The organism is Rhizobium sp. H4, assembly GCF_003013335.1.
Lineage (GTDB): Bacteria > Pseudomonadota > Alphaproteobacteria > Rhizobiales > Rhizobiaceae > Rhizobium > Rhizobium sophoriradicis.
Map to the genome: position 1 here is coordinate 19023 of NZ_PSOW01000030.1, position 23873 is coordinate 42895.

At 61.6% G+C, this 23873-nt stretch carries 20 protein-coding genes; 16 read left to right on the plus strand and 4 right to left on the minus strand.

Annotation, left to right across the window (positions count from 1 at the left end):
• Nucleotides 1-125: 125 nt before the first annotated feature.
• Complete coding sequence (gene secA / locus C4N04_RS30350; RefSeq protein ID WP_038691552.1) at nt 126-2840, minus strand: preprotein translocase subunit SecA; 2715 nt, start codon at nt 2838-2840, stop codon at nt 126-128.
• Between the two features lie 246 nt (nt 2841-3086).
• Between secA and C4N04_RS30355 the strand changes: the two genes are divergently transcribed.
• The 6 genes from C4N04_RS30355 (at nt 3087) to C4N04_RS30380 (ending at nt 7296) form a co-directional block, all read left to right on the plus strand.
• On the plus strand, nt 3087-3968 hold the full coding sequence (locus C4N04_RS30355; RefSeq protein ID WP_077991990.1) for a peptidylprolyl isomerase: 882 nt from the start codon (nt 3087-3089) through the stop codon (nt 3966-3968).
• A 107-nt stretch (nt 3969-4075) separates the two neighbouring features.
• Entirely contained in the window at nt 4076-5317 is a 1242-nt protein-coding gene (argJ, locus tag C4N04_RS30360; RefSeq protein WP_077992424.1) for a bifunctional glutamate N-acetyltransferase/amino-acid acetyltransferase ArgJ, read from the plus strand.
• Nucleotides 5298-6104, plus strand: a complete 807-nt coding sequence (locus tag C4N04_RS30365) for a GNAT family N-acetyltransferase (RefSeq protein ID WP_077991988.1) — start codon at nt 5298-5300, stop codon at nt 6102-6104. The genes argJ and C4N04_RS30365 overlap by 20 nt, the downstream gene beginning before the upstream one ends.
• Nucleotides 6101-6514: an 8-oxo-dGTP diphosphatase MutT gene (mutT, locus tag C4N04_RS30370; protein ID WP_009995355.1), complete on the plus strand. Its 414-nt coding sequence runs from the start codon at nt 6101-6103 to the stop codon at nt 6512-6514. Before C4N04_RS30365 ends, mutT begins: the two co-directional genes overlap by 4 nt.
• Before the next feature lie 230 nt (nt 6515-6744).
• Entirely contained in the window at nt 6745-7062 is a 318-nt protein-coding gene (locus C4N04_RS30375) for a hypothetical protein (protein ID WP_009995353.1), read from the plus strand.
• Between the two features lie 66 nt (nt 7063-7128).
• Nucleotides 7129-7296 (plus strand): Flp family type IVb pilin, encoded by a 168-nt coding sequence (locus C4N04_RS30380; RefSeq protein ID WP_009995351.1) that lies wholly within the window; start codon nt 7129-7131, stop codon nt 7294-7296.
• Nucleotides 7297-7431: 135 nt separating this feature from the next.
• On the opposite strand, the gene C4N04_RS30385 is transcribed toward C4N04_RS30380, so the two are convergent.
• Nucleotides 7432-8316 (minus strand): methyltransferase domain-containing protein, encoded by an 885-nt coding sequence (locus C4N04_RS30385; protein ID WP_096764920.1) that lies wholly within the window; start codon nt 8314-8316, stop codon nt 7432-7434.
• A 77-nt stretch (nt 8317-8393) separates the two neighbouring features.
• Here C4N04_RS30385 and C4N04_RS30390 point away from each other — a divergent pair, with 77 nt between their 5' ends.
• The 4 genes from C4N04_RS30390 to C4N04_RS30405 are packed head-to-tail and all read left to right on the plus strand — an operon-like array spanning nt 8394 to nt 10753.
• Nucleotides 8394-9170, plus strand: coding sequence for a ComF family protein (locus tag C4N04_RS30390; protein ID WP_077991985.1), 777 nt, complete (start codon nt 8394-8396; stop codon nt 9168-9170).
• A gap of 32 nt (nt 9171-9202) precedes the next feature.
• Nucleotides 9203-9460, plus strand: a complete 258-nt coding sequence (grxC, locus tag C4N04_RS30395; protein WP_010002303.1) for a glutaredoxin 3 — start codon at nt 9203-9205, stop codon at nt 9458-9460.
• A gap of 10 nt (nt 9461-9470) precedes the next feature.
• Nucleotides 9471-10328 (plus strand): carbon-nitrogen hydrolase family protein, encoded by an 858-nt coding sequence (locus tag C4N04_RS30400; protein WP_077991983.1) that lies wholly within the window; start codon nt 9471-9473, stop codon nt 10326-10328.
• Entirely contained in the window at nt 10325-10753 is a 429-nt protein-coding gene (locus tag C4N04_RS30405) for a DUF1178 family protein (protein WP_077991982.1), read from the plus strand. Before C4N04_RS30400 ends, C4N04_RS30405 begins: the two co-directional genes overlap by 4 nt.
• Before the next feature lie 51 nt (nt 10754-10804).
• Here C4N04_RS30405 and ubiG read toward each other — a convergent pair whose 3' ends face one another.
• The gene (ubiG, locus tag C4N04_RS30410) at nt 10805-11551 is read right to left on the minus strand and encodes a bifunctional 2-polyprenyl-6-hydroxyphenol methylase/3-demethylubiquinol 3-O-methyltransferase UbiG (protein ID WP_077991981.1); all 747 of its coding nucleotides are present in this window, start codon (nt 11549-11551) and stop codon (nt 10805-10807) included.
• Between the two features lie 298 nt (nt 11552-11849).
• Here ubiG and C4N04_RS30415 point away from each other — a divergent pair, with 298 nt between their 5' ends.
• From C4N04_RS30415 to clpB, 6 genes are all read left to right on the plus strand, one after another.
• Nucleotides 11850-13124: an aspartate kinase gene (locus C4N04_RS30415; protein ID WP_038691540.1), complete on the plus strand. Its 1275-nt coding sequence runs from the start codon at nt 11850-11852 to the stop codon at nt 13122-13124.
• 89 nt (nt 13125-13213) lie between these two features.
• Nucleotides 13214-15481 carry a phosphoenolpyruvate--protein phosphotransferase gene (gene ptsP, locus C4N04_RS30420; protein WP_106797725.1) on the plus strand — a complete coding sequence of 756 codons (2268 nt, stop codon included), beginning with the start codon at nt 13214-13216 and terminating at the stop codon, nt 15479-15481.
• A gap of 29 nt (nt 15482-15510) precedes the next feature.
• Nucleotides 15511-16590: a peptide chain release factor 1 gene (gene prfA / locus C4N04_RS30425; RefSeq protein WP_077991980.1), complete on the plus strand. Its 1080-nt coding sequence runs from the start codon at nt 15511-15513 to the stop codon at nt 16588-16590.
• Nucleotides 16587-17447, plus strand: a complete 861-nt coding sequence (gene prmC / locus C4N04_RS30430; RefSeq protein WP_077991975.1) for a peptide chain release factor N(5)-glutamine methyltransferase — start codon at nt 16587-16589, stop codon at nt 17445-17447. The genes prfA and prmC overlap by 4 nt, the downstream gene beginning before the upstream one ends.
• 343 nt (nt 17448-17790) lie before the next feature.
• Nucleotides 17791-18501, plus strand: coding sequence for a DUF4167 domain-containing protein (locus C4N04_RS30435; protein WP_106797726.1), 711 nt, complete (start codon nt 17791-17793; stop codon nt 18499-18501).
• A 252-nt stretch (nt 18502-18753) separates the two neighbouring features.
• Nucleotides 18754-21354 (plus strand): ATP-dependent chaperone ClpB, encoded by a 2601-nt coding sequence (gene clpB, locus C4N04_RS30440; RefSeq protein WP_077991971.1) that lies wholly within the window; start codon nt 18754-18756, stop codon nt 21352-21354.
• 99 nt (nt 21355-21453) lie between these two features.
• Here clpB and C4N04_RS30445 read toward each other — a convergent pair whose 3' ends face one another.
• A complete protein-coding gene (locus tag C4N04_RS30445; RefSeq protein WP_106797727.1) occupies nt 21454-23394 on the minus strand; it encodes a M23 family metallopeptidase in 1941 nt (646 codons plus the stop codon).
• Between the last annotated feature and the right edge of the window lie 479 nt (nt 23395-23873).

A 23873-nucleotide genomic window follows, 5' to 3' on the forward strand; every position in this document is an offset into this window, starting at 1 on the left:
GAGCAGGGTTAAGAAACGGTTCCGGAACGGCCCTGGCCGCGGACCTGGAACTCCAGCTGGCCGGCGTTGCCGCAGAAAAGCAAATGCCGCCCGAGGGCGGCATTTTCAGATTTGTCGTATGTGGTTCAGACCTGTTCGAAGGCGCCGTGGCAGTGCTTGTATTTCTTGCCGGAGCCGCAGGGGCAGGCCTCGTTGCGGCCGACCTTGCCCCAGGAGGCGGGGTCCTCGGGATTGCGGTTCTCGGGCGCGACCATGACTTCGGAGGCCTGGTAGATCGGGGCGAAATCGTCTTCGCCCGTCATCGGATCGAGATGATGGGCCTGCATCAGCGGCGGTTCGGGTTCGGCCGGCGCCTGCTGCACCAGTTCGACGCGCATCAGCTGGGCAGTGACGGCCTCACGCAGATTGTTGAGGAGCCCGGTGAAGAGTTCGAAGGCTTCAGACTTGTATTCCTGCAGCGGATCGCGCTGGGCGTAACCGCGGAAGCCGATGACCGAGCGCAGGTGATCGAGGTTGACGATGTGCTCGCGCCAGAGATGATCGAGCGTCTGCATGACGATCGAGCGCTCGACATAATGCATGATGTCGTCGCCGAAACGCTCGGCCTTTTCCGTAAAGGCGGCATTGGCGGCTTCCGTCAGGCGCTCGCGAATATCGTCCTCGCCAATGCCTTCCTCCTTGACCCAATCGTCGATCGGCAGATCGAGATTGAGGATATTGGTGACGCCCGTCTTCAGACCGACGGCATCCCATTGTTCGGCATAGGCGCGTTCGGGGATATGCTTTGCGACCAGATCCTCGATCACCTCGCGGCGCATGTCGGAGACGGTCTCCGAAATGTTGGTCGATTCCATCAGTTCGAGACGCTGCTCGAAGATCACCTTGCGCTGATCGTTGAGAACGTCGTCATACTTCAAGAGGTTCTTGCGGATGTCGAAGTTGCGGGCTTCGACCTTCTTCTGCGCGCGCTCCAGCGCCTTGTTGATCCAGGGATGGACGATCGCCTCGCCCTCCTTGAGGCCGAGCTTGGTCAGCATGCTGTCCATGCGGTCGGAGCCGAAGATGCGCATCAGGTCGTCCTGAAGCGAAAGGTAGAATTTCGAGCGGCCGGGGTCGCCCTGACGGCCCGAGCGGCCGCGCAGCTGGTTGTCGATGCGGCGGCTTTCATGGCGTTCGGTGGCGATGACATAGAGGCCGCCGGCGGCCAGCGCCTTCTGCTTGAGTTCCTTGATCTCTTCGACGATCGCCTGGATCCGGGCATCACGCTCCGGACCGGCTTCCATCTCGCCGAGTTCGCGCTCGATGCGCATTTCCAGGTTGCCGCCGAGCTGAATGTCGGTACCGCGGCCGGCCATGTTGGTGGCGATGGTGACGGCGCCCGGCACGCCGGCCTGGGCGACGATATAGGCCTCCTGCTCGTGGTAGCGGGCGTTCAGCACCTGGAAGTCGTCAAAGCCCTGCTTGCGCATACGGTCGGCAAGCAGTTCCGACTTCTCGATCGAGGTCGTACCGACGAGCACCGGCTGGCCGCGCTTGTGGGCGTCGAGGATTTCTTCGATGATCGCCTTGAACTTCTCATCGAAGGTCCGGTAGACCTCGTCGTCCTCGTCGATGCGCTTGATCGGCAGGTTGGTCGGAACCTCGATGACGTCGAGATTATAGATATTGCCGAATTCTTCCGCTTCCGTCTGCGCCGTGCCGGTCATGCCGGCGAGCTTGTCGTACATGCGGAAATAATTCTGGAAGGTGATGGAAGCCAGCGTCTGGTTTTCCGGCTGGATCTGCACCTTTTCCTTGGCTTCGAGCGCCTGGTGCTGGCCCTCCGAATAACGCCGGCCCGGCATCATGCGGCCGGTGAACTCATCGATGATGACGACTTCGTCGTTGCGGACGATATAGTCCTTGTCGCGCTGGAAGAGCTTATGGGCCTTCAGCGCATTGTTGATGTGGTGGACGATCGCAACGTTTTCGATGTCGTAGAGCGCGTTGCCCTTCAGGAGGCCGGCCTGGCGGAGCAGGTTCTCCAGCTTCTCGGTGCCTTCTTCGGAGAAGTTGGCCGAGCGCTGCTTCTCGTCGATCTCGTAATCGCTGGGGACGAGCATCGGAATGAAGGCGTCGATCGTATTGTAGAGTTCTGAACGGTCGTCGAGTGGGCCGGAGATGATCAGCGGCGTGCGCGCCTCGTCGACGAGGATCGAGTCCACTTCGTCGACGATCGCGAAGTTGTGGCCGCGCTGGACCATCTGGTTCTTTTCGTACTTCATATTATCGCGCAGATAATCGAAGCCGAGCTCGTTGTTGGTGGCATAGGTGATGTCGCAGGCATAGGCTGCGCGGCGCTCCTCGTCGGAGAGACCGTGGATGATGACGCCGGTGGTCATGCCGAGGAAGCCATAGATCCGGCCCATGGTCGCGGCGTCGCGCTGGGCGAGATAGTCGTTGACCGTGACGACGTGCACGCCCTTGCCGGAAAGCGCGTTCAGATAGACCGGCAGGGTGGCGACGAGGGTCTTGCCTTCACCGGTTTTCATTTCGGCGATCGCATTCGAGTGCAGGATCATGCCGCCGATCAGCTGTACGTCAAAAGGTCGCAGGCCGAGAACGCGGCGCGAAGCCTCGCGCACGACGGCAAAGGCGGGAATCAGGATGTCGTCGAGCGTCTTGCCTTCGGCCAGAAGAGCGCGGAATTCCGCGGTCTTTGCCGCGAGCTGCTCGTCCGTCAGAGCCTTCGTCTTCTCTTCGATGGAGTTGATCGCGGTGACGTTCGGCTGGAAGGACCGCACGCGGCGATCATTGGACGATCCAAATAACTTGCGGGCAATACCGCCAAAGCTGACCATGTGACTGGTCCTTTCTCAATATTCATCCGCGACGTTTCTTGTCCGCGGCCCAGCCGAAAATCAGGCGCACGCCTTGAAACGCCCGGAAACTGTTCTGGACGCGAGGTTGCGTGACAGATAAGAGGGGGGTCGAATGATGTCAACGGATTTGGCGGATACAGAAAGGCCACAATCCGGTGTTGATGGCTATTTTGAGCTGGAATAGGCGATGCTGACGCCGGCGATGAAACTGTGAAGGGTTATTTGATGTTGAGCACCAATAAATTCGCCCTGCTGGCGTTTGCAACTTTCGTTGCATTCCAGGCTCCGGCCCATGCAGAGGACGCCGTCGTCGCCAAGGTCGGCAATCTGGAGATCCACCAGTCGGAACTCGATCTTGCCGTCGCCAATCTCGATCCGCAGCTGGCGCAGCTTCCCGACGACCAGAAGAAGGTCGCAGCCCTTTCCGCCGCCATCGACGTGAAGCTCCTTGCCGCCGACGCCATCACCGAGAAGCTCGACCAGACCGATGAATTCAAGAAGCGCATGCAGTATCTTTCCGATCGCGAGCTGCACAACGCCTATTTCAAGAAGCATGTCGTCGACACCGTGACCCCTGACGAAATCAAGGCGCGCTACGACAAGGAAGTCGCAGCCCTGCCGAAGCAGGAGGAAGTCCACGCCCGCCATATCCTCGTCAAGACCGAGGACGAAGCCAAGGAGATCATCAAGCAGCTCGACGCCGGCAAGGATTTCGCCGAACTCGCCAAGGAAAAATCCACCGATCCGAACAAGTCGGAAGGCGGCGATCTCGGCTATTTCTCGCGCGGCCGCATGGTCAAGGAATTCGAGGACGCAGCCTTCGCGCTCGAGAAGGGCACCTATTCCAAGACCCCTGTGAAGACCGACTTCGGCTATCATGTCATCAAGGTCGAGGACAAGCGCGACGCTCCGCCGCCGCCTTTCGATCAGGTGCAGGATCAGGTTCGTCAGCTCGTCATGCGCGACAAGTATCTTGCGCTCCTCAACCAGGCCAAGACGTCCGCCAAGATCGAGATATCGGACGAGACGCTGCGCAAGGGTTATGATCAGGCCAACAAGCAGCCGGAACCGGGCAGTGAGCCCGCCCAGCCGGCGCCGCAGCAGTAATATTCGCATCGGGCCCGGTTCTTCCGGGCCCTTCACTATGTTGTCGCATTTCCAGACAGCGATCCGGCTCTAACGCCGCCTGGAAATGCTCATTGGCAGGTTTCATCATGTCCGGTTCCGTCTCTCCGCTTGCTCCGAAATCCTTTGTCGCCATGCCGCCGTTGCGCGGCGTGCGCATGGCGACGGCTTCCGCCGGTATCAAGTACAAGAACCGCACCGACGTGCTGATGATGGTCTTCGACAAGCCGGCCGCCGTCGCAGGGGTCTTTACCCGCTCCAAGTGCCCGTCGGCGCCGGTCGATTTCTGCCGCGCCAACTTGCCGCATGGCAGCGCCCGCGCCGTCGTCGTCAATTCCGGCAATGCCAATGCCTTTACCGGCATGAAGGGCCGCCAGGCGACCGCGCTGACGGCGAAATCGGCCGCGGCGGCCGTCGGCTGCGGTGAGAACGAGGTCTATCTGGCCTCTACCGGCGTCATCGGCGAACCGCTCGACGCCAGCAAATTCTCAGGTGTCCTGGACCGGATGCAGGCCGAGGCCACGGGCGACTTCTGGTTCGAAGCCGCCAAGGCGATCATGACGACGGATACGTATCCGAAGGTTTCGACCCGCAGCGCCGAGATCGGCGGCGTTGCCGTGACGATCAACGGCATCGCCAAGGGCGCAGGCATGATTGCCCCCGACATGGCGACGATGCTCTCCTTCGTTGTGACCGATGCCGACATCGCGCCGGCCGCGCTGCAGGCGCTGCTATCCGATGGCGTCGGCCCGACCTTCAATTCGATGACCGTCGACAGCGACACCTCCACCTCCGACACGCTGATGCTGTTTGCGACGGGTGCGGCGGCCGAGGACGGCCAAGCGCATATCGAACGCGCCGACGATCCCCGCCTTGCCGCCTTTCGCGCCGCTCTCAACGAAGTGCTGAAGGATCTGTCGCTGCAGGTGGTGCGTGACGGCGAGGGCGCCACCAAGATGCTCGAAATCACCGTGTCGGGTGCCGAGAGCGATGCCGCCGCCAAACGTATCGCCCTGTCGATCGCCAATTCGCCGCTGGTCAAGACGGCGGCCGCCGGCGAAGACGCCAATTGGGGCCGGATCGTCATGGCCGTCGGCAAGTCCGGCGAGATGGCCGACCGCGACCGGCTCGCCATCTGGTTCGGTGACGTCAGGGTCGCCGTCAATGGCGAGCGTGATCCCGATTATTCCGAGGAAGCCGCCTCGAATGTGATGAAGGCGCAGGATATCCCCGTTAAAGTCGATATCGGCCTCGGCACTGGTTCGGCAACCGTCTGGACCTGCGACCTCACCAAGGAATATGTTGCGATCAATGGCGACTATCGGAGCTGATCGTTCGTTGGAGCAGGCATCTATTTCCTCGCAGAATTTGCCGCTGGTCCGCAGGCTGGAGGCTGTCGGTTTTCGTGCCTGGCCGGCGGCATCCGTGCAATATGACGGCAGTTGGCAGGTCCGGTTGACGGCCGGCCACCCGTCCAATCGGCTGAACTCCATCGTGCCGCTCGATCCCTCGGACCATCGCGACGTCGAGATCCGCCTGGAAAAGGCGAGCCGCAAGTTCGAGGCCTATGGCCGCGCCGCCGTCGTCCGGCAGACGCCGCTCGCTTCGCCTGTCTTGATCGAGCTTCTCAGCGCGCAGAACTGGACGCGGTTCGACGAAACGGTGGTGATGACCTGCGATCTCATCGAGGCTGCGCTGCCGGATACGCTCGATCATCTGCCGACCCATGACGTCGGCCGTTTCGTCGACGCCAATCTGACGGTCGAGAGGGCGCCGCTGAGCTTGAAGCCGGCGCTTGCCGAAATCATTTCCGCGATCAAGCCGCCGTCGGGCCTTTTCATGATCGAAAATGCGGTAGAGGGACCTCTTGCGACCGTGCTCTGCGTTCAGGACAACGACCTTGCCGGTATCATGTCGCTTTCGGTCTGCGAAACGCGGCGGCGCGAAGGACTAGGCACCGAAATCCTGACTTCGGCGCTGCGCTGGGCCCGCATGCGCAGTGCCCGATCGGCTTGGCTGCAGGTAAAGCTTTCCAATCGCCCGGCGATCGCACTCTATGAGCGCCTCGGTTTTCGCGACGCCTATCATTATTGTTATTGGCAGCGGGAGACGCGATGAGCGAGGCAGGCCGGAAGATATTGCTGGTCGCCGCCTGCGCGCTGATCGATGCCGACGGGCGTATTCTATTGGCACAGCGTCCCGAGGGAAAATCGCTGGCCGGGCTTTGGGAGTTTCCCGGCGGCAAGGTCGAGCCCGGCGAGACGCCGGAGGAGACGCTGGTTCGCGAGCTCGAGGAAGAGCTCGGCATCAAGACGAAGATCGCCTGCCTCGCGCCGCTGACTTTTGCCAGCCATTCCTACGAGACGTTCCATCTGCTGATGCCGCTCTATATCTGCCGGCGCTATGAAGGCATTGCACAGGGCCGCGAGGGGCAGGCGCTGAAATGGGTGCGTGCGGGGGCTCTTCGGGATTACCCGATGCCGCCGGCCGACGAGCCGCTCATCCCGATGCTGCAGGATTTGCTTTAAAGCGCCTCTCGTTGAGCTTGGTCCGTGCGACCCGCCGGCGATTTTTGTTTTGTCGATGTGTCATTATTCTGCAGTCGCCGGACTTTTCCAGGCGCAATGCATTAGCGTTTGCTGATTATTATTGCGCCGTGCTGTTTTCGGCTGTGGATATTAATGGATCGTTTAACACCTTCTGCCAAAGATCGGCCTCAATCAAGCATCTGGCGTGCGTATTTAAAAGGCTTGACCTCATGGACGATGATTTCTGGAAAGCTGTCCGGGAAAAGGAACGGGCTTCGTCTGCCTCGCGCAGGACGGGTGCGCTCAATATCGCCCTTCTCTTTGGCACGGCGGTGGTCGCGCTGACGCTGATCCTGACGCCAATGCTGGCGGATTCTTCGAAGAAAAGCGTCTTTGCAAGCGCTCCGGTGGATTTCGATACGATAACCACCGGATCGATCCCGAACAATGAAAGCGGCAAGCGTTATACGATTCGCCGAAGCGTCCTTCAGGATACGCCCGGGTCGGTCTGCGTCGTCCAGGGATATGGCGTCGGCGCCGGTTGTTGAAAATGCCGGCCATCGCCCGATGGCCTGTATTAATCATTGCAGTCGATTCACGCAGAGGGCTGGGTAATGCGTCTTTTGAAAGCATTTTTTGCGGACGGCACGGGTGCAACGGCGGTCGAATACGGCCTGATCGCCGCCCTCATCTGCACAGCGCTCGTCTCGGGTCTCGGCTTTTTCACCGGCAGCCTGCAGAATGTCTTCAGCCTTCTCAGCAACAACATAACCGTCAATTGAAGAGGCGACCGTCTAGATTGACGAACTGCAGCACGATGGGCTGCGAAAACCGCTGACACTTTTCGATATTATGCCCATGTCGCCCGGAAGTGTGCAGCGGTTCCGGGACAACGACATGCATAAAAACAAAGGGCTTTATTGCCTGAGCTTGTGCTCGTCCACTTTCAGCGCATCGGCAAGGCGTGCCTTGGCCGAACCCGGCCGGAGCGGCTTCTGCTGGCTCTCGTGAGCCGCCCATCCGGACACATAGATGATCGAAAAGGTCGCGCGAATCCGTCCGTCAGGGTCGGAATAGCGCTCGGCATAGATCTCTGCCGCCCGCAGGAAGAAGGCGCGCGTTAGCGGCATGCGGCCGCGGGCTGCGAGCGGATTGCTCATGCCCATGGCTCGGAGATCGCGCATCAGCGGAAAGAGAGAATCATATCGTACTGTATAGGTCTCAGCGTCGATCACCGGCAGGGTGAAGCCGGCGCGCTGCATGAGACTGCCGACATCGCGCACATCGGCGAAGGGGATGACGCGCGGGCTGGCGCCGCCGGTCATTTCAACCTCGGCGGTCAAGAGGGCGTCGCGCAGTTCCTGCAGCGTGCCGGCGCCGGGAATAGCCGCCAGGAACAGGCCGTCCGGTTTCAAGGCACGGCGAATCTGGATGAAAACGCCCGGCGTGTCGTTGGTCAGATGCAGGCTGAGCGGCGCAAGGACGAGATTGGTCGATTGCGGCTCGAGCGGCACATCTTCGAAAGGCGCTTCGATCAGGGTTTCGCCTCGGCCCGCATAGGCCTTTTCGCTCTCGACGCGGATCATCGTGCCGATCTTGCCCGTCGCCATTGCCGCACGGGCCGCTGCACCGGTCGTACCATGCAATTCGACGGCGGTTTCGAAACGCCGCTCGACGACCGCCAGCCTCTCGGCCATTTCCTCTGCCGCGATGTCCAGCAGGAAGGCGGCTTTCAGGTCGTTGTTGACAAGCGCGCGATGGCGATGTGCGGCGATCAGGTCTCTGTCGAAGATCGTTTCCATGGCGATGTCCATAGTCCCGCCTCGCTGAAGCAGCAAGGCGATTTTCCTTTGAATGAGAACCGGCTACTCTGGGCGGCATGGCACCGATCGATTTCGAGAGACCGGCGGAGTTCCTGCGGACGCAGTTCTTGCGGCCGTTTTCGGCACTTGTCGATTTTCTCTATCCGCCGACTTGTTCCGTCTGCGGTGTTTCCGCCGGCGGCCATCGCGGTTTGTGCGCAAAATGCTGGTCCGGCATCCGCTTCATCGAACGGCCCTATTGCGAGGTGCTCGGCATTCCCTTCTCGCACGATCTCGGCGCCGGCATTCTCAGCGCTGAGGCAATCGCCAATCCGCCGCCTTTCGACCGGTTGCGGTCCGCGGCGACCCACGACCATGCGGTCCGCGACCTCGTGCATGGGCTCAAATATCGCGATCGCACCGATCTGGCGCCGATGATGGCCGGCTGGATGCTGCGCGCCTCCGATGGGACGGTCGAAAGCTGCGATGCGCTGATTCCCGTTCCGCTGCACCGCACCCGCATGCTGACCCGCAAGTTCAACCAGGCTGCCGAACTTGCCCGCCATATGGCAAGGCTTTCCGGCAAGCCGCTGCTTGCCGCCACGCTTGTGCGCGTCAAGCGCACCAGCCAGCAGGTTGGCCTCGGCGCCAAAGCGCGCGAGGACAATGTCAGGGGCGCTTTCGCGATTGCCAAGGGCCGCGAAAACGACATTTTCGGCAAACGCGTCGTCCTTGTCGACGACGTTTATACGACAGGGGCGACGGTTGCCGCCGCAAGCCGGACGCTGCGCAAGGCGGGTGCGGCCGAGATCACGGTTTTGACCTTTGCAAGGGCTCTCTCCGAGCCTATATGACAGAAATACCCGGCGTTCCGTCTGGAGATATCATGGTACCCGTCACGATCTATACACGGCAGTTCTGCGGCTATTGCAGCCGCGCCAAGTCCCTTCTTGAAGAAAAGGGCGTCGACTACGTCGAGCACGACGCAACCTATTCCCCGGACCTTCGCCAGGAGATGATCGGCAAGTCGAACGGGCGGACCACCTTCCCGCAGATATTCATCGGCGCCGAACATGTCGGCGGCTGCGACGATCTCTTTGCGCTCGACCGCGCCGGCAAGCTCGATCCGATGCTGGCGGCCTGAGGACGAACCGATGAGTTTCAAGGCTGCCGCCATCCAGATGTGCTCCGGGGTCGATCCGGTCAAGAATGCCGCCGCCATGGCGCGGCTGGTGCGCGAGGCTGCCGCCCAGGGCGCGACCTATGTGCAGACGCCCGAAATGACCGGCATGCTGCAGCGCGACCGCGCCGCGGCGCGCGCCGTGCTTGCCGACGAGGCGCATGACATTATCGTCAAGACCGGCTCCGAGCTTGCCAGGGAGTTCGGCATTCACATGCATGTCGGCTCGACGGCGATCGCGCTTTCCGACGGCAAGATCGCCAATCGCGGTTTCCTGTTTGATCCGGACGGCAGGATCCTCAATCGCTACGACAAGATCCATATGTTCGATGTTGACCTCGACAATGGCGAGAGCTGGCGTGAAAGTGCGGCCTATACGGCCGGCTCGGAGGCGCGCGTCCTGTCGCTGCCCTTTGCAGAAATGGGTTTTGCCATCTGCTACGACGTGCGCTTTCCCGCCCTCTTCCGCGCCCAGGCGATTGCCGGAGCCGAAGTGATGACGGTTCCGGCCGCCTTTACCCGGCAGACGGGCGAAGCGCATTGGGAGATCCTGCTGCGCGCCCGCGCGATCGAGAACGGTGTCTTCGTGATCGCCGCGGCGCAGGCCGGCCGGCACGAGGATGGGCGCGAGACCTTTGGTCATTCGATGATCATCGATCCCTGGGGCACGGTGCTGGCCTCGGCCGGCGCCACTGGAGAGGCGGTCATTCTGGCCGAGATCGATCCCGGCGCGGTCAAGGCTGCACATGACAAGATCCCGAACCTGAGGAACGGCCGGGAATTCTCGGTCGAAAGGATTGCGGGGGCAGTCGCAGGAGGCGTCGCCGCTTGATCCGCTATTCCCTCACCTGCGACAATGCCCATGAATTCGAAGGCTGGTTTTCAGAAAGCGCCGAATTCGACCGTCAGGTCGCGACCGGTTTCCTAACCTGCCCGGTCTGCCATTCCGCCGCCGTCTCCAAGCTGCTGATGGCGCCTTCCGTGTCGACCGCGCGCAAGAAGGACGAGAGGCAGACGCTGGCGATGGATGCGATGCGGCAGGAGGCCCTGCAGAAACTGAAAGAGGCGGTCGCCGCCGTTAAAGCCAACTCCGAGGATGTCGGCACGAAGTTTCCCGAGGAGGCCCGCAAGATCCATTACGGCGAGGCTGATGCCCGTGGCATCATCGGCCAGGCGACTCTCGACGAGGCGCAAGCGCTCGTCGAAGAAGGCATCGAGATCGCTGCTATTCCGGTTCTGCCGGAGGATGTGCACTGATAGTCAGTCTGCGCGGCTGGCCCGAAATGTAGCCGGCTTATGAATGCCGGATCATGCCGGCCGTTTCGCCAGCAGCATATAGTTCACGTCCATATCTCTCGACAGGTTCCACTGGTTCGACAGCGGATTGAAGAAGACGCCCGCGCGGTCGGTGATTTCGAGGCCGCTTGCGGCAAGCGGCCTTTCCAGCTCTTCCGGACGCACGAGCTTTTCATATTGATGGGTGCCGCGCGGCAGCCAGCGCAGGATGTTCTCGGCGGCGAAGATGGCAAGCGCTGCCGCCTTCATCGTGCGGTTGATGGTGGCAACGAAGATCAGGCCGCCGGGGCGGACCATCTTCGCGCAGGTCGTCATGAAGAACTCGACGTCGGCGACGTGTTCCACCACTTCCATGTTCAGGACGATATCGAAGGTTTCGCCGGCCCCGGCGAGTTCCTCGGCGGTGACGGCGCGGTAGTCGACCGAGACGCCGGATGCCTTCGCATGGGTCGAGGCGATGCCGATATTCTTTTCGGACGGATCGGCGCCGACGACGGAGGCGCCCATGCGGGCGACCGGTTCGGACAACAGGCCGCCGCCGCAGCCGATATCGAGGACGCGCAGACCCCCGAGCGGCCGGGGGCTTTTCGGATCGCGGCCGAAATTCTCGCAGGCCTTGTCTCTTATATAGGCAAGCCGAACGGGATTGAATTTGTGCAGCGGTTTGAACTTGCCGGTCGGGCTCCACCATTCCGCCGCCATCGCCGAGAAGCGGTCCACTTCGCCCTGGTCGATCGTGCTTCTGGCGCCTTCCGTCATCGTCCACTCCTTGCGTTCGTCAGATGTGAAGTCGGATGATCACGGGCATAAGTCAAGGGGCGCGAAGCAGGCGACCTGGCAGGCGTGGAGCAGCCCGGCAACTGCTTTTATCGCGCGCGCTTGCCTCCCCCGGCCAAACTCGCTAAGAGACGCCGCAACTTGGGGCCTTTGGGGGCCTGGGCTTTAGAGCGGTTCCAGAATTCGTGGTCCCGGCTCTCTCGCCAACCGGTCACCCCTGGGCTTTCGTGATGCCGGGTCCGGTTTTCCGCTCGCCCGGCGCCAGTCGTGGTAGAGGCATATGGCACGCATCGTAATGAAATTCGGCGGCACGTCCGTCGCTGACCTGGACCGCATCAAGAACGTTGCCCGCCATGTGAAACGTGAAGTCGAGGCTGGCCACGAGGTGGCGGTGGTCGTTTCGGCCATGTCCGGCAAGACCAATGAGCTGGTCGGTTGGGTGCAGGGCACGCCGAAGGTGATCGGCGCCAACTCCCCGTTTTACGATGCGCGGGAATATGATGCGGTCGTTGCCTCCGGCGAGCAGGTGACCTCGGGGCTGCTGGCCATCGCGCTGCAGGCGATGGATATCAACGCGCGCTCCTGGCAGGGTTGGCAGATCCCGATCCGCACCGACAATGCCCATGGTGCGGCGCGCATCCTGGAGATCGACGGTTCCGACATCATCAAGCGCATGGGCGAGGGGCAGGTTGCCGTCATTGCCGGTTTCCAGGGATTGGGACCCGACAACCGCATCGCGACGCTCGGGCGCGGCGGATCGGATACTTCGGCCGTCGCCATCGCGGCCGCTGTCAAAGCGGATCGCTGCGATATCTATACCGATGTCGACGGCGTCTACACGACCGATCCGCGCATCGTGCCGCAGGCGCGCAGGTTGAAGAAGATCGCTTTCGAAGAAATGCTCGAGATGGCCTCGCTCGGCGCCAAGGTGCTGCAGGTGCGCTCGGTCGAGCTTGCCATGGTGCACAAGGTGCGTACCTTCGTGCGCTCGTCTTTCGAAGATCCCGATGCTCCGGGCATGGGCGATCTGTTGAACCCGCCCGGAACGCTGATTTGTGACGAGGATGAAATCGTGGAACAGGAAGTAGTCACCGGCATCGCCTATGCCAAGGATGAGGCTCAGATCTCGCTTCGCCGTCTTGCCGACCGGCCGGGCGTCTCCGCCGCGATCTTCGGGCCGCTTGCCGAATCCCATATCAATGTCGACATGATCGTCCAGAATATTTCCGAGGACGGATCGAAGACCGATATGACCTTCACCGTACCGTCGGGCGACGTCGAGAAGGCGATCAAGGTGCTCGGCGACCATAAGGAGAAGATCGGCTACGACGTCGTGCAGAACGAATCGGGGCTGGTGAAAGTCTCGGTGATCGGTATCGGCATGCGCAGCCATGCCGGCGTGGCAGCGACCGCGTTTCGTGCACTTGCCGAAAAAGGCATCAACATCAAGGCGATCACCACCTCCGAGATCAAGATTTCCATCCTGATCGACGGTCCCTATGCAGAACTCGCTGTCAGGACTTTGCATTCCTGCTACGGTCTGGATAAGAATTGATTCCCAGCGGGCGGCCTGCTCCTTCAGGTTGAGGAGACGAAGGCAGGCCGGCCGGGACAGAGTGCGTTGTTTCGGGAGCTTGAGACGTCATGAGAGACCTTTCCGGCGGTCCGCGCGTGCTGCTCAGGCGGCTGCGCGAGTTGATGGCAGAGCCGCTGGAGCCGCAGGATCGTCTTGACCGGATCGTCCGCCAGATCGCCGGCAACATGGTGGCGGAAGTCTGCTCCGTCTATGTGCTGCGCGCCGACGGCGTGCTCGAACTCTATGCGACCGAAGGCCTCAACCGCGAAGCCGTGCACCTGGCGCAGCTGAAGATGGGCCAGGGCCTCGTCGGCACGATCGCCGCCTCAGCCCAGCCGCTGAACCTTTCCGACGCGCAGTCGCACCCGGCGTTCCGCTACCTGCCGGAGACGGGTGAAGAAATCTACCATTCCTTCCTTGGCGTGCCGATCTTGAGGACCGGGCGGTCGCTCGGCGTTCTCGTCGTGCAGAATAAGGCGAGCCGCAACTATCGCGAAGAAGAGGTGGAAGCGCTCGAGACGACGGCAATGGTGCTTGCCGAAATGATCGCCACCGGCGAGCTCAAGAAGATCACCAAGCCGGGCCTCGAACTCGACCTGACGCGCTCGGTGACCGTCGACGGCGACACCTATAATGACGGTATCGGCCTCGGCTACGTCGTGCTGCACGAGCCGCGCATTGTCGTCACCAACCTTTTGAACGAGGATGCGGAGAAAGAGATCCGGCGGCTGGCGGAAGCCATGGGCTCGCTCAGGATCTCGATCGACGACATGCTGTCGCGTCGCGACGTCTCGATGGAAGGCGAACATCGCGAGGTGCTCGAAACCTACCGCATGTTCGCCCATGACCAGGGCTGGGTACGCAAGCTCGAGGAGGCGATCCGCAACGGCCTGACGGCGGAAGCGGCGGTCGAGAAGGTGCAGAGCGACACCAAAGCGCGGATGATGCGCTTGACCGACCCCTATCTGCGCGAGCGCATGCATGATTTCGAGGATCTGGCAAATCGCCTGCTCAGACAGTTGACCGGTTATACCGGCCGGACGACGGCCGAAGGTTTCCCCAGCGACGCGGTCATCCTGGCGCGTGCCATGGGGGCGGCGGAACTGCTCGATTATCCCAGAGCCAATGTGCGCGGGCTGGTGCTGGAGGAAGGGGCGGTGACGAGCCATGTGGTGATCGTCGCGCGTGCCATGGGCATTCCTGTTATCGGTCAGGCGGCGGGCGTCGTGGCGCTCGCCGAGAACGGCGATGCCGTGATCATCGATGCCGACGAGGGGCATGTGCATCTGCGGCCGATGGCCGATCATCGCCGTTCCTATGAGGAAAAGGTCCGCTTCCGCGCCAGACGGCAGGAGCAGTTCCGGGCCCTGCGCGCCATCGAGCCGGTCACCAAAGACGGCAAGCGGATCTCGCTGATGATGAATGCCGGCCTGCTGGTCGATCTGCCGCAGCTGTCGGAATCGGGTGCAGAGGGCATCGGTCTCTTCCGCACCGAGCTGCAATTCATGATCGCCTCCACCATGCCGAAGGCGGACGAGCAGGAGCAGTTCTACCGCAATGTGATCAAACAGGCGGCCGGCCGCGTCGTCACCTTCCGCACGCTCGATATTGGAGGCGACAAGGTCGTACCCTATTTCCGCGGCCACGAGGAGGAAAACCCGGCCCTCGGCTGGCGCGCCATCCGGCTGTCGCTCGACCGGCCGGGACTGCTGCGCACACAGCTGCGTGCCCTGTTGAAGGCGTCGGCCGACACTGAGCTGAAGCTGATGGTGCCGATGGTAACCGAGGTTTCCGAGCTGAGGATGGTGCGCGAGCTCCTGCAGAAGGAAGTGCAGCATCTCTCGCGCTTCGGCCACGGGCTGCCGCGCAAGCTGCAATTCGGTGCGATGCTAGAGGTGCCGGCGCTGCTCTGGCAGCTCGACGAGCTGATGGAGGCGGTCGATTTCGTTTCGGTCGGTTCGAATGACCTGTTCCAGTTCGCGATGGCCGTCGACCGCGGCAATGCGCGTGTGTCGGACCGCTTCGATCCGCTGGGCAAGCCGTTCTTGCGCATCCTGCGCGACATCGTGCGTGGGGCGGACCGGAACAAGACGCCGGTAACGCTGTGCGGGGAACTTGCCGGCAAGCCGCTTTCGGCAATGGCGCTGCTCGGCATAGGCTTCCGCTCGATTTCGATGTCGCCGGCCTCAATCGGGCCAGTGAAAGCGATGCTGCTCGGGCTCGATGTCGGCGCGCTATCGAAGGCGATGGATGAAGTGCTGGACGACAACACCGCCATGGTGCCGATGCGCGAGGTGCTTGCCCGCTTCGCCGAGAGCCACAATATTCCCCTTTAGGCATATACGAAGAAGAATCGGAGTGAAGGGTGGCGAAGCTTCCCGTGGAAAAGATGCGCGAGCTGGAACGCCGTTTCGACGAGATCGAAGCGCGTATGTCGGCAGGCCCGGCCGCCGACGTCTACGTCAAGCTCGCATCCGAATATTCCGAGCTGCAGCCTGTCGTCACGAAGATCCGCGCCTATGAGAAGGCGGTCGCCGAGCTTGCCGACCTCGACACGCTGCTCGAGGACAAATCGGTGGATCGCGAGATGCGCGATCTTGCCGAACTCGAGCTGCCCGAGGTGAAGGAGCGGATCGAGGCGCTGGAGCAGGAAATGCAGATCCTCCTTCTGCCGAAGGATGCGGCGGACGAAAAAAGCGCGATCCTGGAAATCCGCGCCGGTACCGGCGGCTCTGAAGCAGCCCTTTTCGCCGGCGATCTCTTTCGCATGTATGAGCGTTTCGCTTCGGAAAAGGGCTGGAAGGTGGAGGTGCTCTCGGCAAGCGAGGGAGAAGCCGGCGGCTACAAGGAAATCATCGCGACGATCACCGGGCGCGGCGTCTTTGCCAAGCTGAAATTCGAATCCGGCGTACACCGCGTGCAGCGTGTGCCGGAAACCGAGGCGGGCGGGCGCATCCATACCTCGGCCGCGACGGTGGCGGTGCTGCCGGAGGCAGAGGAGATCGACATCGAAATCCGGCCGGAAGATATCCGCATCGACACAATGCGCTCCTCCGGCGCCGGCGGCCAGCACGTCAATACGACGGACTCGGCAGTGCGCATCACCCATCTGCCGAGCGGCATCGTCGTCACCAGCTCGGAAAAATCGCAGCATCAGAACCGCGCCAAGGCGATGCAGGTGCTGCGTTCCAGGCTCTACGATGCCGAGCGGCAACGGGCCGACAGCGAACGCTCCGCCGATCGCAAGAGCCAGGTCGGCTCGGGCGATCGCTCGGAACGTATCCGTACCTATAATTTCCCGCAGGGGCGGGTGACGGACCATCGCATCAATCTGACGCTCTATAAGCTCGACCGGATGATGGAGGGTGAGATCGAGGAGGTCGTCGATGCGCTGATGGCCGATTATCAGGCAAGCCAGCTGGCGCAGCTCGGCGAGCAGCTATGAGCGCGACGGTCGGCGATATGCTTGCCGAAGCGCGCCGCCGCTTCACGGAGGCAGGCATCGTCGATCCGGCAACCGATGCGCGGCTGCTGGTCGCGGGCCTTTTGAAACAGTCGTCGACCGAACTGTTGACGCGATCGGCCGAGAAACTTTCTCCTGACCAGCTCGTGATGATTTCCAAGGCGATGGAACGGCGGCTCGACCATGAGCCGGTGCACCGCATTCTTGGCGAGCGGGAATTTTACGGTCTGCCGCTTCAGCTATCGGCAGAAACGCTGGAGCCGCGCCCGGATACGGAAATCCTCGTCGATACGGTGCTTGCCTATCTCAAGGACCTTGCAAAGGTGCACGGCCATCTCCATATTCTTGATATCGGAACCGGGACCGGGGCGATATGCCTTGCGCTTTTGAGCGAGTGTCCTGAGGCGTCAGGTATCGGTAGCGACATATCGGCGGATGCCCTTGGAACGGCAAGATCAAACGCGGAAAGAAACGGATTGCAGGATCGCTTTCAGGCCGTACAGTCGAGATGGTTCGAGGACATCCAGGGCTCCTTTCACGCGATTGTCTCAAATCCGCCCTATATTGCCTCCAATGTCATTCACGATCTCGCTCCCGAAGTGACGAAATTTGATCCGGTTGCGGCTCTGGATGGCGGCCCGGATGGGCTTGACGCCTACCATGCCATAGCCAAGGATGCGGCAAGGTTCATGAGGCCCGATGGGGTTCTCGGACTGGAAATCGGCTACGATCAGCGAAACGATGTGACGGCGATCTTCGAAGCGAAAGGCTTCAGCTGCCTCAAATCCGTGAAAGATTATGGTCAGAACGACAGGGCGCTCATTTTCGCGCTCGCGTAAAAGGCGACAATAGCGGCATCGGACGGGACATTATTGTTATTGCGAAGAAAAGGCTTGGATTTCCTAGGGAAGCAATATAGGTTGCGGACACGTGTTGGGCAGAGAGGAATGAACGAGATTCGTTCGGTACTTGGTTTGCCTCGGGGGTCCGCTCTTTTAAACGAGAGTTTCAACGGTTGAACACGACCCAACGCGTGAATCAGTCAAACTGACTTGAGAACCAAGCGGCAGGTCGGCGCAGAGGCGCAGTATGCTCGCGGCACAAAGGTCCTGACCCGGTTTTCCGGTCATGGCGGTTGGTGCCATGTATCCATCACAAACAGAGAATTCAGGTGAACGATCTATGAGGCCAGGACAGCAAAACAAGCGCGGTCGAGGGCGTGGTAACAACAATAACAATGGCGGCGGTGGAAATAACAATAACAACAATTTCAACCGCAAGGGCGGCAATCCGCTGACCCGGACCTATGACAGCTCCGGCCCCGACGTGAAAATTCGCGGTACTGCCCAGCATATAGCCGAGAAATACGCGCAACTTGCCCGTGACGCCCAGAGCTCCGGCGACCGCGTGATGGCCGAGAACTATCTTCAGCACGCCGAACATTACAATCGGATCATCGCCAGCGCCCAGGCGCAGATGCAGGAGCGTTTCCAACGCGACGATCGTGGCGACTACAATGACCGCGACGGGGCGGATCGCGACAGCGACGATATTGATAACAACGACAATGACGGCGATGATGTCGTTGTCGTCCAGCCGCCGCAGAGCAGGCAGCACCAGCCGCAGGCACAGCCGCAGCCGGCTCCCGCTCCGGCACCTCAGCCCGAGGTCATCGATGGAACCGGCCCGCAGCCGGAGATCGAAGGCATTCCTGCCGAGGTCGCCATGGACGAGGAAGGTCCCGCCGGCCAGCCGCGCGAACGCCAGCCCCGCCGCCGCAGCGCCGGCAATCGTCCCCGTCGCCCGCGTCGTGGCGCAGAAGGCGACGCAGCCTCGGAAGGCGAGGGCGCTTCCGCCGAGGCGCCTGTTCTGGCGGACGCCACATCGGAGTGAAGGATTTCGCCTCTCCTTCGGGAGGTGGCGGGACGTTCATACCATCTGCCCGGATTTGCTTGAAAATCCCCGGCCCTGTGCCGGGGATTTCATTTTACGGGCTCTTTAAACTCCTGGAACAGGCTACCATATTCTCCTCGAACTGCTTTGCCCAAATCGAGAGACGGGCAAGCGCGGCCTGCCTTTTCAGGGGGTCGATCTCAATCATCGGTCTGCGCCTCGTAAGGGCAGGGCGATCCATGGAGGTGGAATATGAATATCGAGAAATATTCGGAGCGGGTGCGCGGCTTCATCCAGTCGGCGCAGACCTATGCGCTGGCGCAGGGTCATCAGCAATTTTCGCCCGAGCACGTGCTGAAAGTCCTGCTTGACGATGATCAGGGCATGGCGGCGTCGCTGATCGAGCGCGCCGGCGGCGATCCCAAGGCTGCCCGCCTTGCCAATGACGCCGCCCTTGCCAAAATGCCAAAGATCTCAGGCGGCAACGGCAACATCTATCTGGCGCAGCCGCTTGCCAAGGTGCTTTCGACCGCCGAAGAGGCGGCGAAGAAGGCCGGCGACAGCTTCGTGACGGTGGAACGCCTTCTGCAGGCGCTGGCGATCGAATCCTCGGCGTCGACCTTTGCGACGCTGAAGAATGCCGGCGTCACGGCTCAGGGCCTGAACCAAGTCATTAACGATATCCGCAAGGGCCGGACGGCCGATTCTTCCAACGCCGAGCAGGGTTTCGATTCTCTGAAGAAATTCGCGCGTGATCTGACCGGCGAAGCTCGCGAGGGCAAGCTCGATCCGGTCATCGGCCGCGACGACGAGATCCGCCGCACCATCCAGGTCCTGTCCCGCCGCACCAAGAACAACCCGGTGCTGATCGGCGAGCCCGGCGTCGGTAAGACGGCGATCGTCGAAGGCTTGGCGCTGCGGATCGTCAACGGCGACGTACCGGAATCGCTGAAGGACAAGAAGCTGATGGCGCTCGACATGGGCGCCCTGATTGCCGGCGCGAAGTATCGCGGCGAATTCGAAGAGCGGCTAAAGGCCGTGCTCAACGAAGTGCAGGCGGAGAACGGTGAGATCATCCTGTTCATCGACGAGATGCACACGCTGGTCGGCGCTGGCAAGGCGGACGGGGCGATGGATGCCTCCAACCTGCTGAAGCCTGCGCTAGCCCGCGGCGAGCTGCACTGCGTCGGCGCGACCACGCTCGACGAATATCGCAAACATGTCGAGAAGGATCCAGCGCTTGCCCGCCGCTTCCAGCCCGTCGTCGTCGACGAGCCGACGGTCGAAGACACGATCTCGATCCTGCGCGGCCTGAAGGAAAAATACGAGCAGCATCACAAGGTGCGCATCGCCGATGCAGCACTTGTCGCCGCCGCGACGCTGTCCAACCGCTATATCACCGACCGCTTCCTGCCCGACAAGGCGATCGATCTGATGGATGAGGCGGCGGCGCGGCTGCGCATGCAGGTGGATTCCAAGCCGGAGGAGCTCGACGAGCTCGACCGCCGCATCATCCAGCTGAAGATCGAGCGCGAGGCGCTGAAGAAGGAAACCGACGTCGCTTCCGCCGATCGGCTGAAGCGGCTGGAGACCGAACTTACCAGTCTTGAAGAGGAAGCCGATGCGCTGACAGCCCGCTGGCAGGCGGAAAAGCAGAAGCTCGGCCTTGCCGCCGATCTCAAGAAGCAGCTCGACGATGCCCGCAACGAACTCGCGATTGCCCAACGCAAGGGTGAGTTTCAGCGCGCCGGCGAGCTGACCTATGGCGTCATTCCGGACCTTGAAAAGCAGCTCGTCGAAGCCGAGAAGCAGGATGGTGAGCGCGGCGCGATGGTTCAGGAGGTGGTGATCCCCGACAACATCGCTCATGTCGTTTCCCGCTGGACCGGCATCCCCGTCGACAAGATGCTGGAGGGCGAACGCGACAAGCTGCTTCGGATGGAAGACGAGCTGGGGAAATCGGTGATCGGCCAGGGTGATGCGGTTCAGGCCGTGTCGCGCGCGGTCCGCCGCGCCCGCGCCGGCCTGCAGGATCCGAACCGGCCGATCGGCTCGTTCATCTTCCTCGGCCCGACCGGCGTCGGCAAGACGGAGCTCACCAAGGCGCTCGCCCGCTTCCTGTTCGACGACGAAACGGCGATGGTGCGCATGGACATGTCGGAATATATGGAGAAACACTCCGTTGCCCGGCTGATCGGCGCCCCTCCCGGCTATGTCGGTTATGACGAAGGTGGAGCGCTGACGGAAGCGGTGCGCCGCAGGCCTTATCAGGTCGTGCTGTTCGATGAAATCGAGAAGGCGCATCCCGACGTCTTCAACATCCTGCTGCAGGTGCTGGACGACGGACGTCTGACCGACGGCCAGGGGCGGACGGTCGATTTCCGCAACACGATGATCATCATGACCTCGAACCTCGGCGCCGAATATCTGACGCAGCTCAAGGATGGTGACGACAGCGACACGGTTCGCGAACAGGTGATGGAGGTCGTGCGCGGGCATTTCCGGCCGGAATTTCTGAACCGTATCGACGAGATCATCCTCTTCCATCGCCTGAAGCGTGAGGAAATGGGCGCGATTGTCGATATCCAGCTGAAGCGGCTGGTGGCCCTGTTGTCGGAGCGCAAGATCGTCATCGATCTCGATGAGGACGCCCGCCACTGGCTGGCGAACAAGGGGTATGATCCGGTCTACGGCGCAAGGCCGCTGAAGCGGGTGATCCAGAAATTCGTGCAGGATCCGCTGGCCGAGCAGATTCTGTCCGGCCAGGTGCCGGATGGATCGACGGTGAAGGTGACAAACGGGTCGGACCGGCTGCAGTTCCGGTCACGGCAGACGGTCAGCGAAGCGGCATAGCCTGAGCTGTCAGAGGAATGAGAAATGGCGGCCTTGGCCGCCATTTTTTGTGGGTCGAGACGCCCCGGCAGTTCATCAGCCTGCCGGCTGCGGCGGCGATTACTTGCTCGCCACCTGATCCGGTGTCTGGTTGTTCAACAGCGTATCGATGCGCTTGCGCTCATCCTCGAACTTTGCCAGTGCCTCGCCCTGCAAGGATTTGCCGCCTGGCAGGCGAATGCGCAGGGGGTCGACCTTGGTGCCGTTGACGATCAGCTCGTAATGCAGATGCGGGCCGGTGGATTCGCCCGTCGTGCCAACCCAGCCGATCACCTGGCCCTGGCGGATCTTGGCGCCGGGCACGACGCCTTTGGCGATGGCGCTTTGGTGATTGTAGGAGGATTCATAACCGTTCGCATGGCGAATGATCGTCTGGTTGCCATAGCCGCCGGAATCCCACCCGGCCTTCTCGACCGTGCCGTTACCAGCAGCGATGATTGCTGTGCCGCGGGGTGCCGCCCAATCGACGCCGGTATGCATGCGGGCAAAACCGAGGATCGGGTGCCGGCGCATGCCGAAGCCGGATTTGAAGATGCCGTTCGGGACCGGGTTGCGCAGCAGGAACTGGCGGATGCTCTTGCCGTTCTCGTCGAAATAATCGACCGTGCCGTCCTCAGGATCCTGGAAGCGATAGAAGCGCGTCTGCGTATCGCCGAAACGGGCGTTGACGTAGAGAAGTTCGGAATCCGCAGTCGCCTGGCCGGCACTGTCGGCGACGGAGAAGAAGGACTCGAGCGTATCCGTCGGTCGCAGCTGCGCCTGGAAATCGACATTGCTGGCGAGCAGCTTGATGATCAGCGCGGTCATATCCTTGGTCATGCCGTAGGAAAGGGCAGCGCGAAAGATGCCGTCATAAACGCGCGGCAGGTTCTGGCCGGGCGGCGGGGCGAAGGAATTGTCATCAAAAGCTGTGGCGATGGCATCCAGCATCGGCGGCTCGCTACCGGGCACATATTTGCCCTTGTCGTCGACGGCCACCGTGACGAGATGGCGGGTGCCGCGATAGACGCTCGCCCGGATGATCTTTGCCTGTTCACCTTTCTGGATGATGCCGATGCGCAGCACGTCGCCTTTTTCGAGGTCACTGGCTCCCAACTGCTCGGCGATGATGCCGGCAATGCCATCGGCATATTGCTGCGGATAACCGGAATCTGTCAGCGCCTTGGCGATTGGTGCGTCGACGCGCACCGGCAGGATGTCGTCGGCGAATTCTTCGGTCTGCGGCGTGATCGATTCCGGTGCCGAGACCGTCATGTTCTGCTCGAGCACGCGGGCGGAGAGACCGGCGGTCAGATCGACATCGGCATCCTCGTTGGAGAAACGACGCGGGTCGACGTAATAGAGCGCCGCGAGCTGCGTGTTGCCGTCGGTCAGCACGGAACCGTTGGAGCGGACATTCTCTTCGACCTCCTCCAGTGACAGGCCGGAGGCCATCTTCATTCCGGTCTTGCCGGTCGGGAAGGCAATGGTTTTCAGGCTGACTTCGGATTCAACGTCGGAGCCATAAATCGCGCCGGTGCGGCTTTGCGGGGCAGGCTGCGGCTCGTCGGCGGAGAAGATCGCCAGGGGATCGAAGTCGGGATAGTCCTCTGTCGCGACATGGTTGGCGGCCAGCGTCATCTTCACATGCGCGAAGGGCTGGCGGCGCACGACCTCCTTTTCGCCGTCGTGGACGACGGTCGACACTTCCATGATCGCCCGGTCTGACGGTTTTGCGGCGATGGCGGGCGCGATCAGCCGGCCACCGCGGACGACGGTCGTATCCTCATGCGCTGCAGCGGCAGCACTCGCATAGGCTTCGGCAGGGATCGCCAGCTGCTGGCGGCCATCAAGCGCGGCAAACAGGGCCACTCCCATCAGAACGGAAGATGTAATGCCGGTGAGGAACGTGCCCGAGAGCCAGCGCAAGGAAACCTCGCGCTTGTCAGGCGCGCGCCTGCCGTCGGCCAGAAGCGGAGGCTCGTTGCCCAACGAGCGGATCATCATTTTCTCCGTCATCATGGCAGTCGGGTCCGCATCCTTACATTTGGCGTCTCTGGGAGCATTTCCTGGCCATCCTGGCTGGGGCGAAAGATGTGCATATTTTGGGCATGGAAGTCAAATCAGCCACGGAAAGGCAGTCTGCGCGCATTTGCCTGTGTGAATCATGTGTCTCTTAAGACCAGCAGATTGTGATCATGTCGGGGCGCGGGAGACGAAAGAGGCGTTCTTTCCCGGGAAAAGTCGAAGAATGTTCACTTCTCCTGCGCCGTGAGGCCGGTCGGAATCCGGGGAACGATCGCATCTGAGCGTAGGTCGAAATTTCGTCTGCAAAAACAATGCCATGCAAGAAAAATGATTTTTTTCGAAAAGCGCTGTTGACTTGGAAAAGGGGTTGGTTCTATAAGCCCACTCACTGAACGAGGGCGGCGGCGCTGCTGGCGACGAAGTCTCTCGCTCTAAAGAAACTCAAGCGGATTGGCTGATGCTGGTTTGTGTTC

Excerpts from the sequence above, each read along its gene's own strand:
- secA (WP_038691552.1), bottom strand. The coding sequence starts at position 2,840 with ATGGTCAGCTTTGGCGGTATTGCCCGCAAGTTATTTGGATCGTCCAAT.
- C4N04_RS30355 (WP_077991990.1), top strand. The coding sequence starts at position 3,087 with ATGTTGAGCACCAATAAATTCGCCCTGCTGGCGTTTGCAACTTTCGTT.
- argJ (WP_077992424.1), top strand. The coding sequence starts at position 4,076 with ATGTCCGGTTCCGTCTCTCCGCTTGCTCCGAAATCCTTTGTCGCCATG.
- C4N04_RS30365 (WP_077991988.1), top strand. The coding sequence starts at position 5,298 with ATGGCGACTATCGGAGCTGATCGTTCGTTGGAGCAGGCATCTATTTCC.
- mutT (WP_009995355.1), top strand. The coding sequence starts at position 6,101 with ATGAGCGAGGCAGGCCGGAAGATATTGCTGGTCGCCGCCTGCGCGCTG.
- C4N04_RS30375 (WP_009995353.1), top strand. The coding sequence starts at position 6,745 with ATGGACGATGATTTCTGGAAAGCTGTCCGGGAAAAGGAACGGGCTTCG.
- C4N04_RS30380 (WP_009995351.1), top strand. The coding sequence starts at position 7,129 with ATGCGTCTTTTGAAAGCATTTTTTGCGGACGGCACGGGTGCAACGGCG.
- C4N04_RS30385 (WP_096764920.1), bottom strand. The coding sequence starts at position 8,316 with ATGGAAACGATCTTCGACAGAGACCTGATCGCCGCACATCGCCATCGC.
- C4N04_RS30390 (WP_077991985.1), top strand. The coding sequence starts at position 8,394 with ATGGCACCGATCGATTTCGAGAGACCGGCGGAGTTCCTGCGGACGCAG.
- grxC (WP_010002303.1), top strand. The coding sequence starts at position 9,203 with ATGGTACCCGTCACGATCTATACACGGCAGTTCTGCGGCTATTGCAGC.
- C4N04_RS30400 (WP_077991983.1), top strand. The coding sequence starts at position 9,471 with ATGAGTTTCAAGGCTGCCGCCATCCAGATGTGCTCCGGGGTCGATCCG.
- ubiG (WP_077991981.1), bottom strand. The coding sequence starts at position 11,551 with ATGACGGAAGGCGCCAGAAGCACGATCGACCAGGGCGAAGTGGACCGC.
- C4N04_RS30415 (WP_038691540.1), top strand. The coding sequence starts at position 11,850 with ATGGCACGCATCGTAATGAAATTCGGCGGCACGTCCGTCGCTGACCTG.
- ptsP (WP_106797725.1), top strand. The coding sequence starts at position 13,214 with ATGAGAGACCTTTCCGGCGGTCCGCGCGTGCTGCTCAGGCGGCTGCGC.
- prmC (WP_077991975.1), top strand. The coding sequence starts at position 16,587 with ATGAGCGCGACGGTCGGCGATATGCTTGCCGAAGCGCGCCGCCGCTTC.
- C4N04_RS30435 (WP_106797726.1), top strand. The coding sequence starts at position 17,791 with ATGAGGCCAGGACAGCAAAACAAGCGCGGTCGAGGGCGTGGTAACAAC.
- clpB (WP_077991971.1), top strand. The coding sequence starts at position 18,754 with ATGAATATCGAGAAATATTCGGAGCGGGTGCGCGGCTTCATCCAGTCG.
- C4N04_RS30445 (WP_106797727.1), bottom strand. The coding sequence starts at position 23,394 with ATGATGACGGAGAAAATGATGATCCGCTCGTTGGGCAACGAGCCTCCG.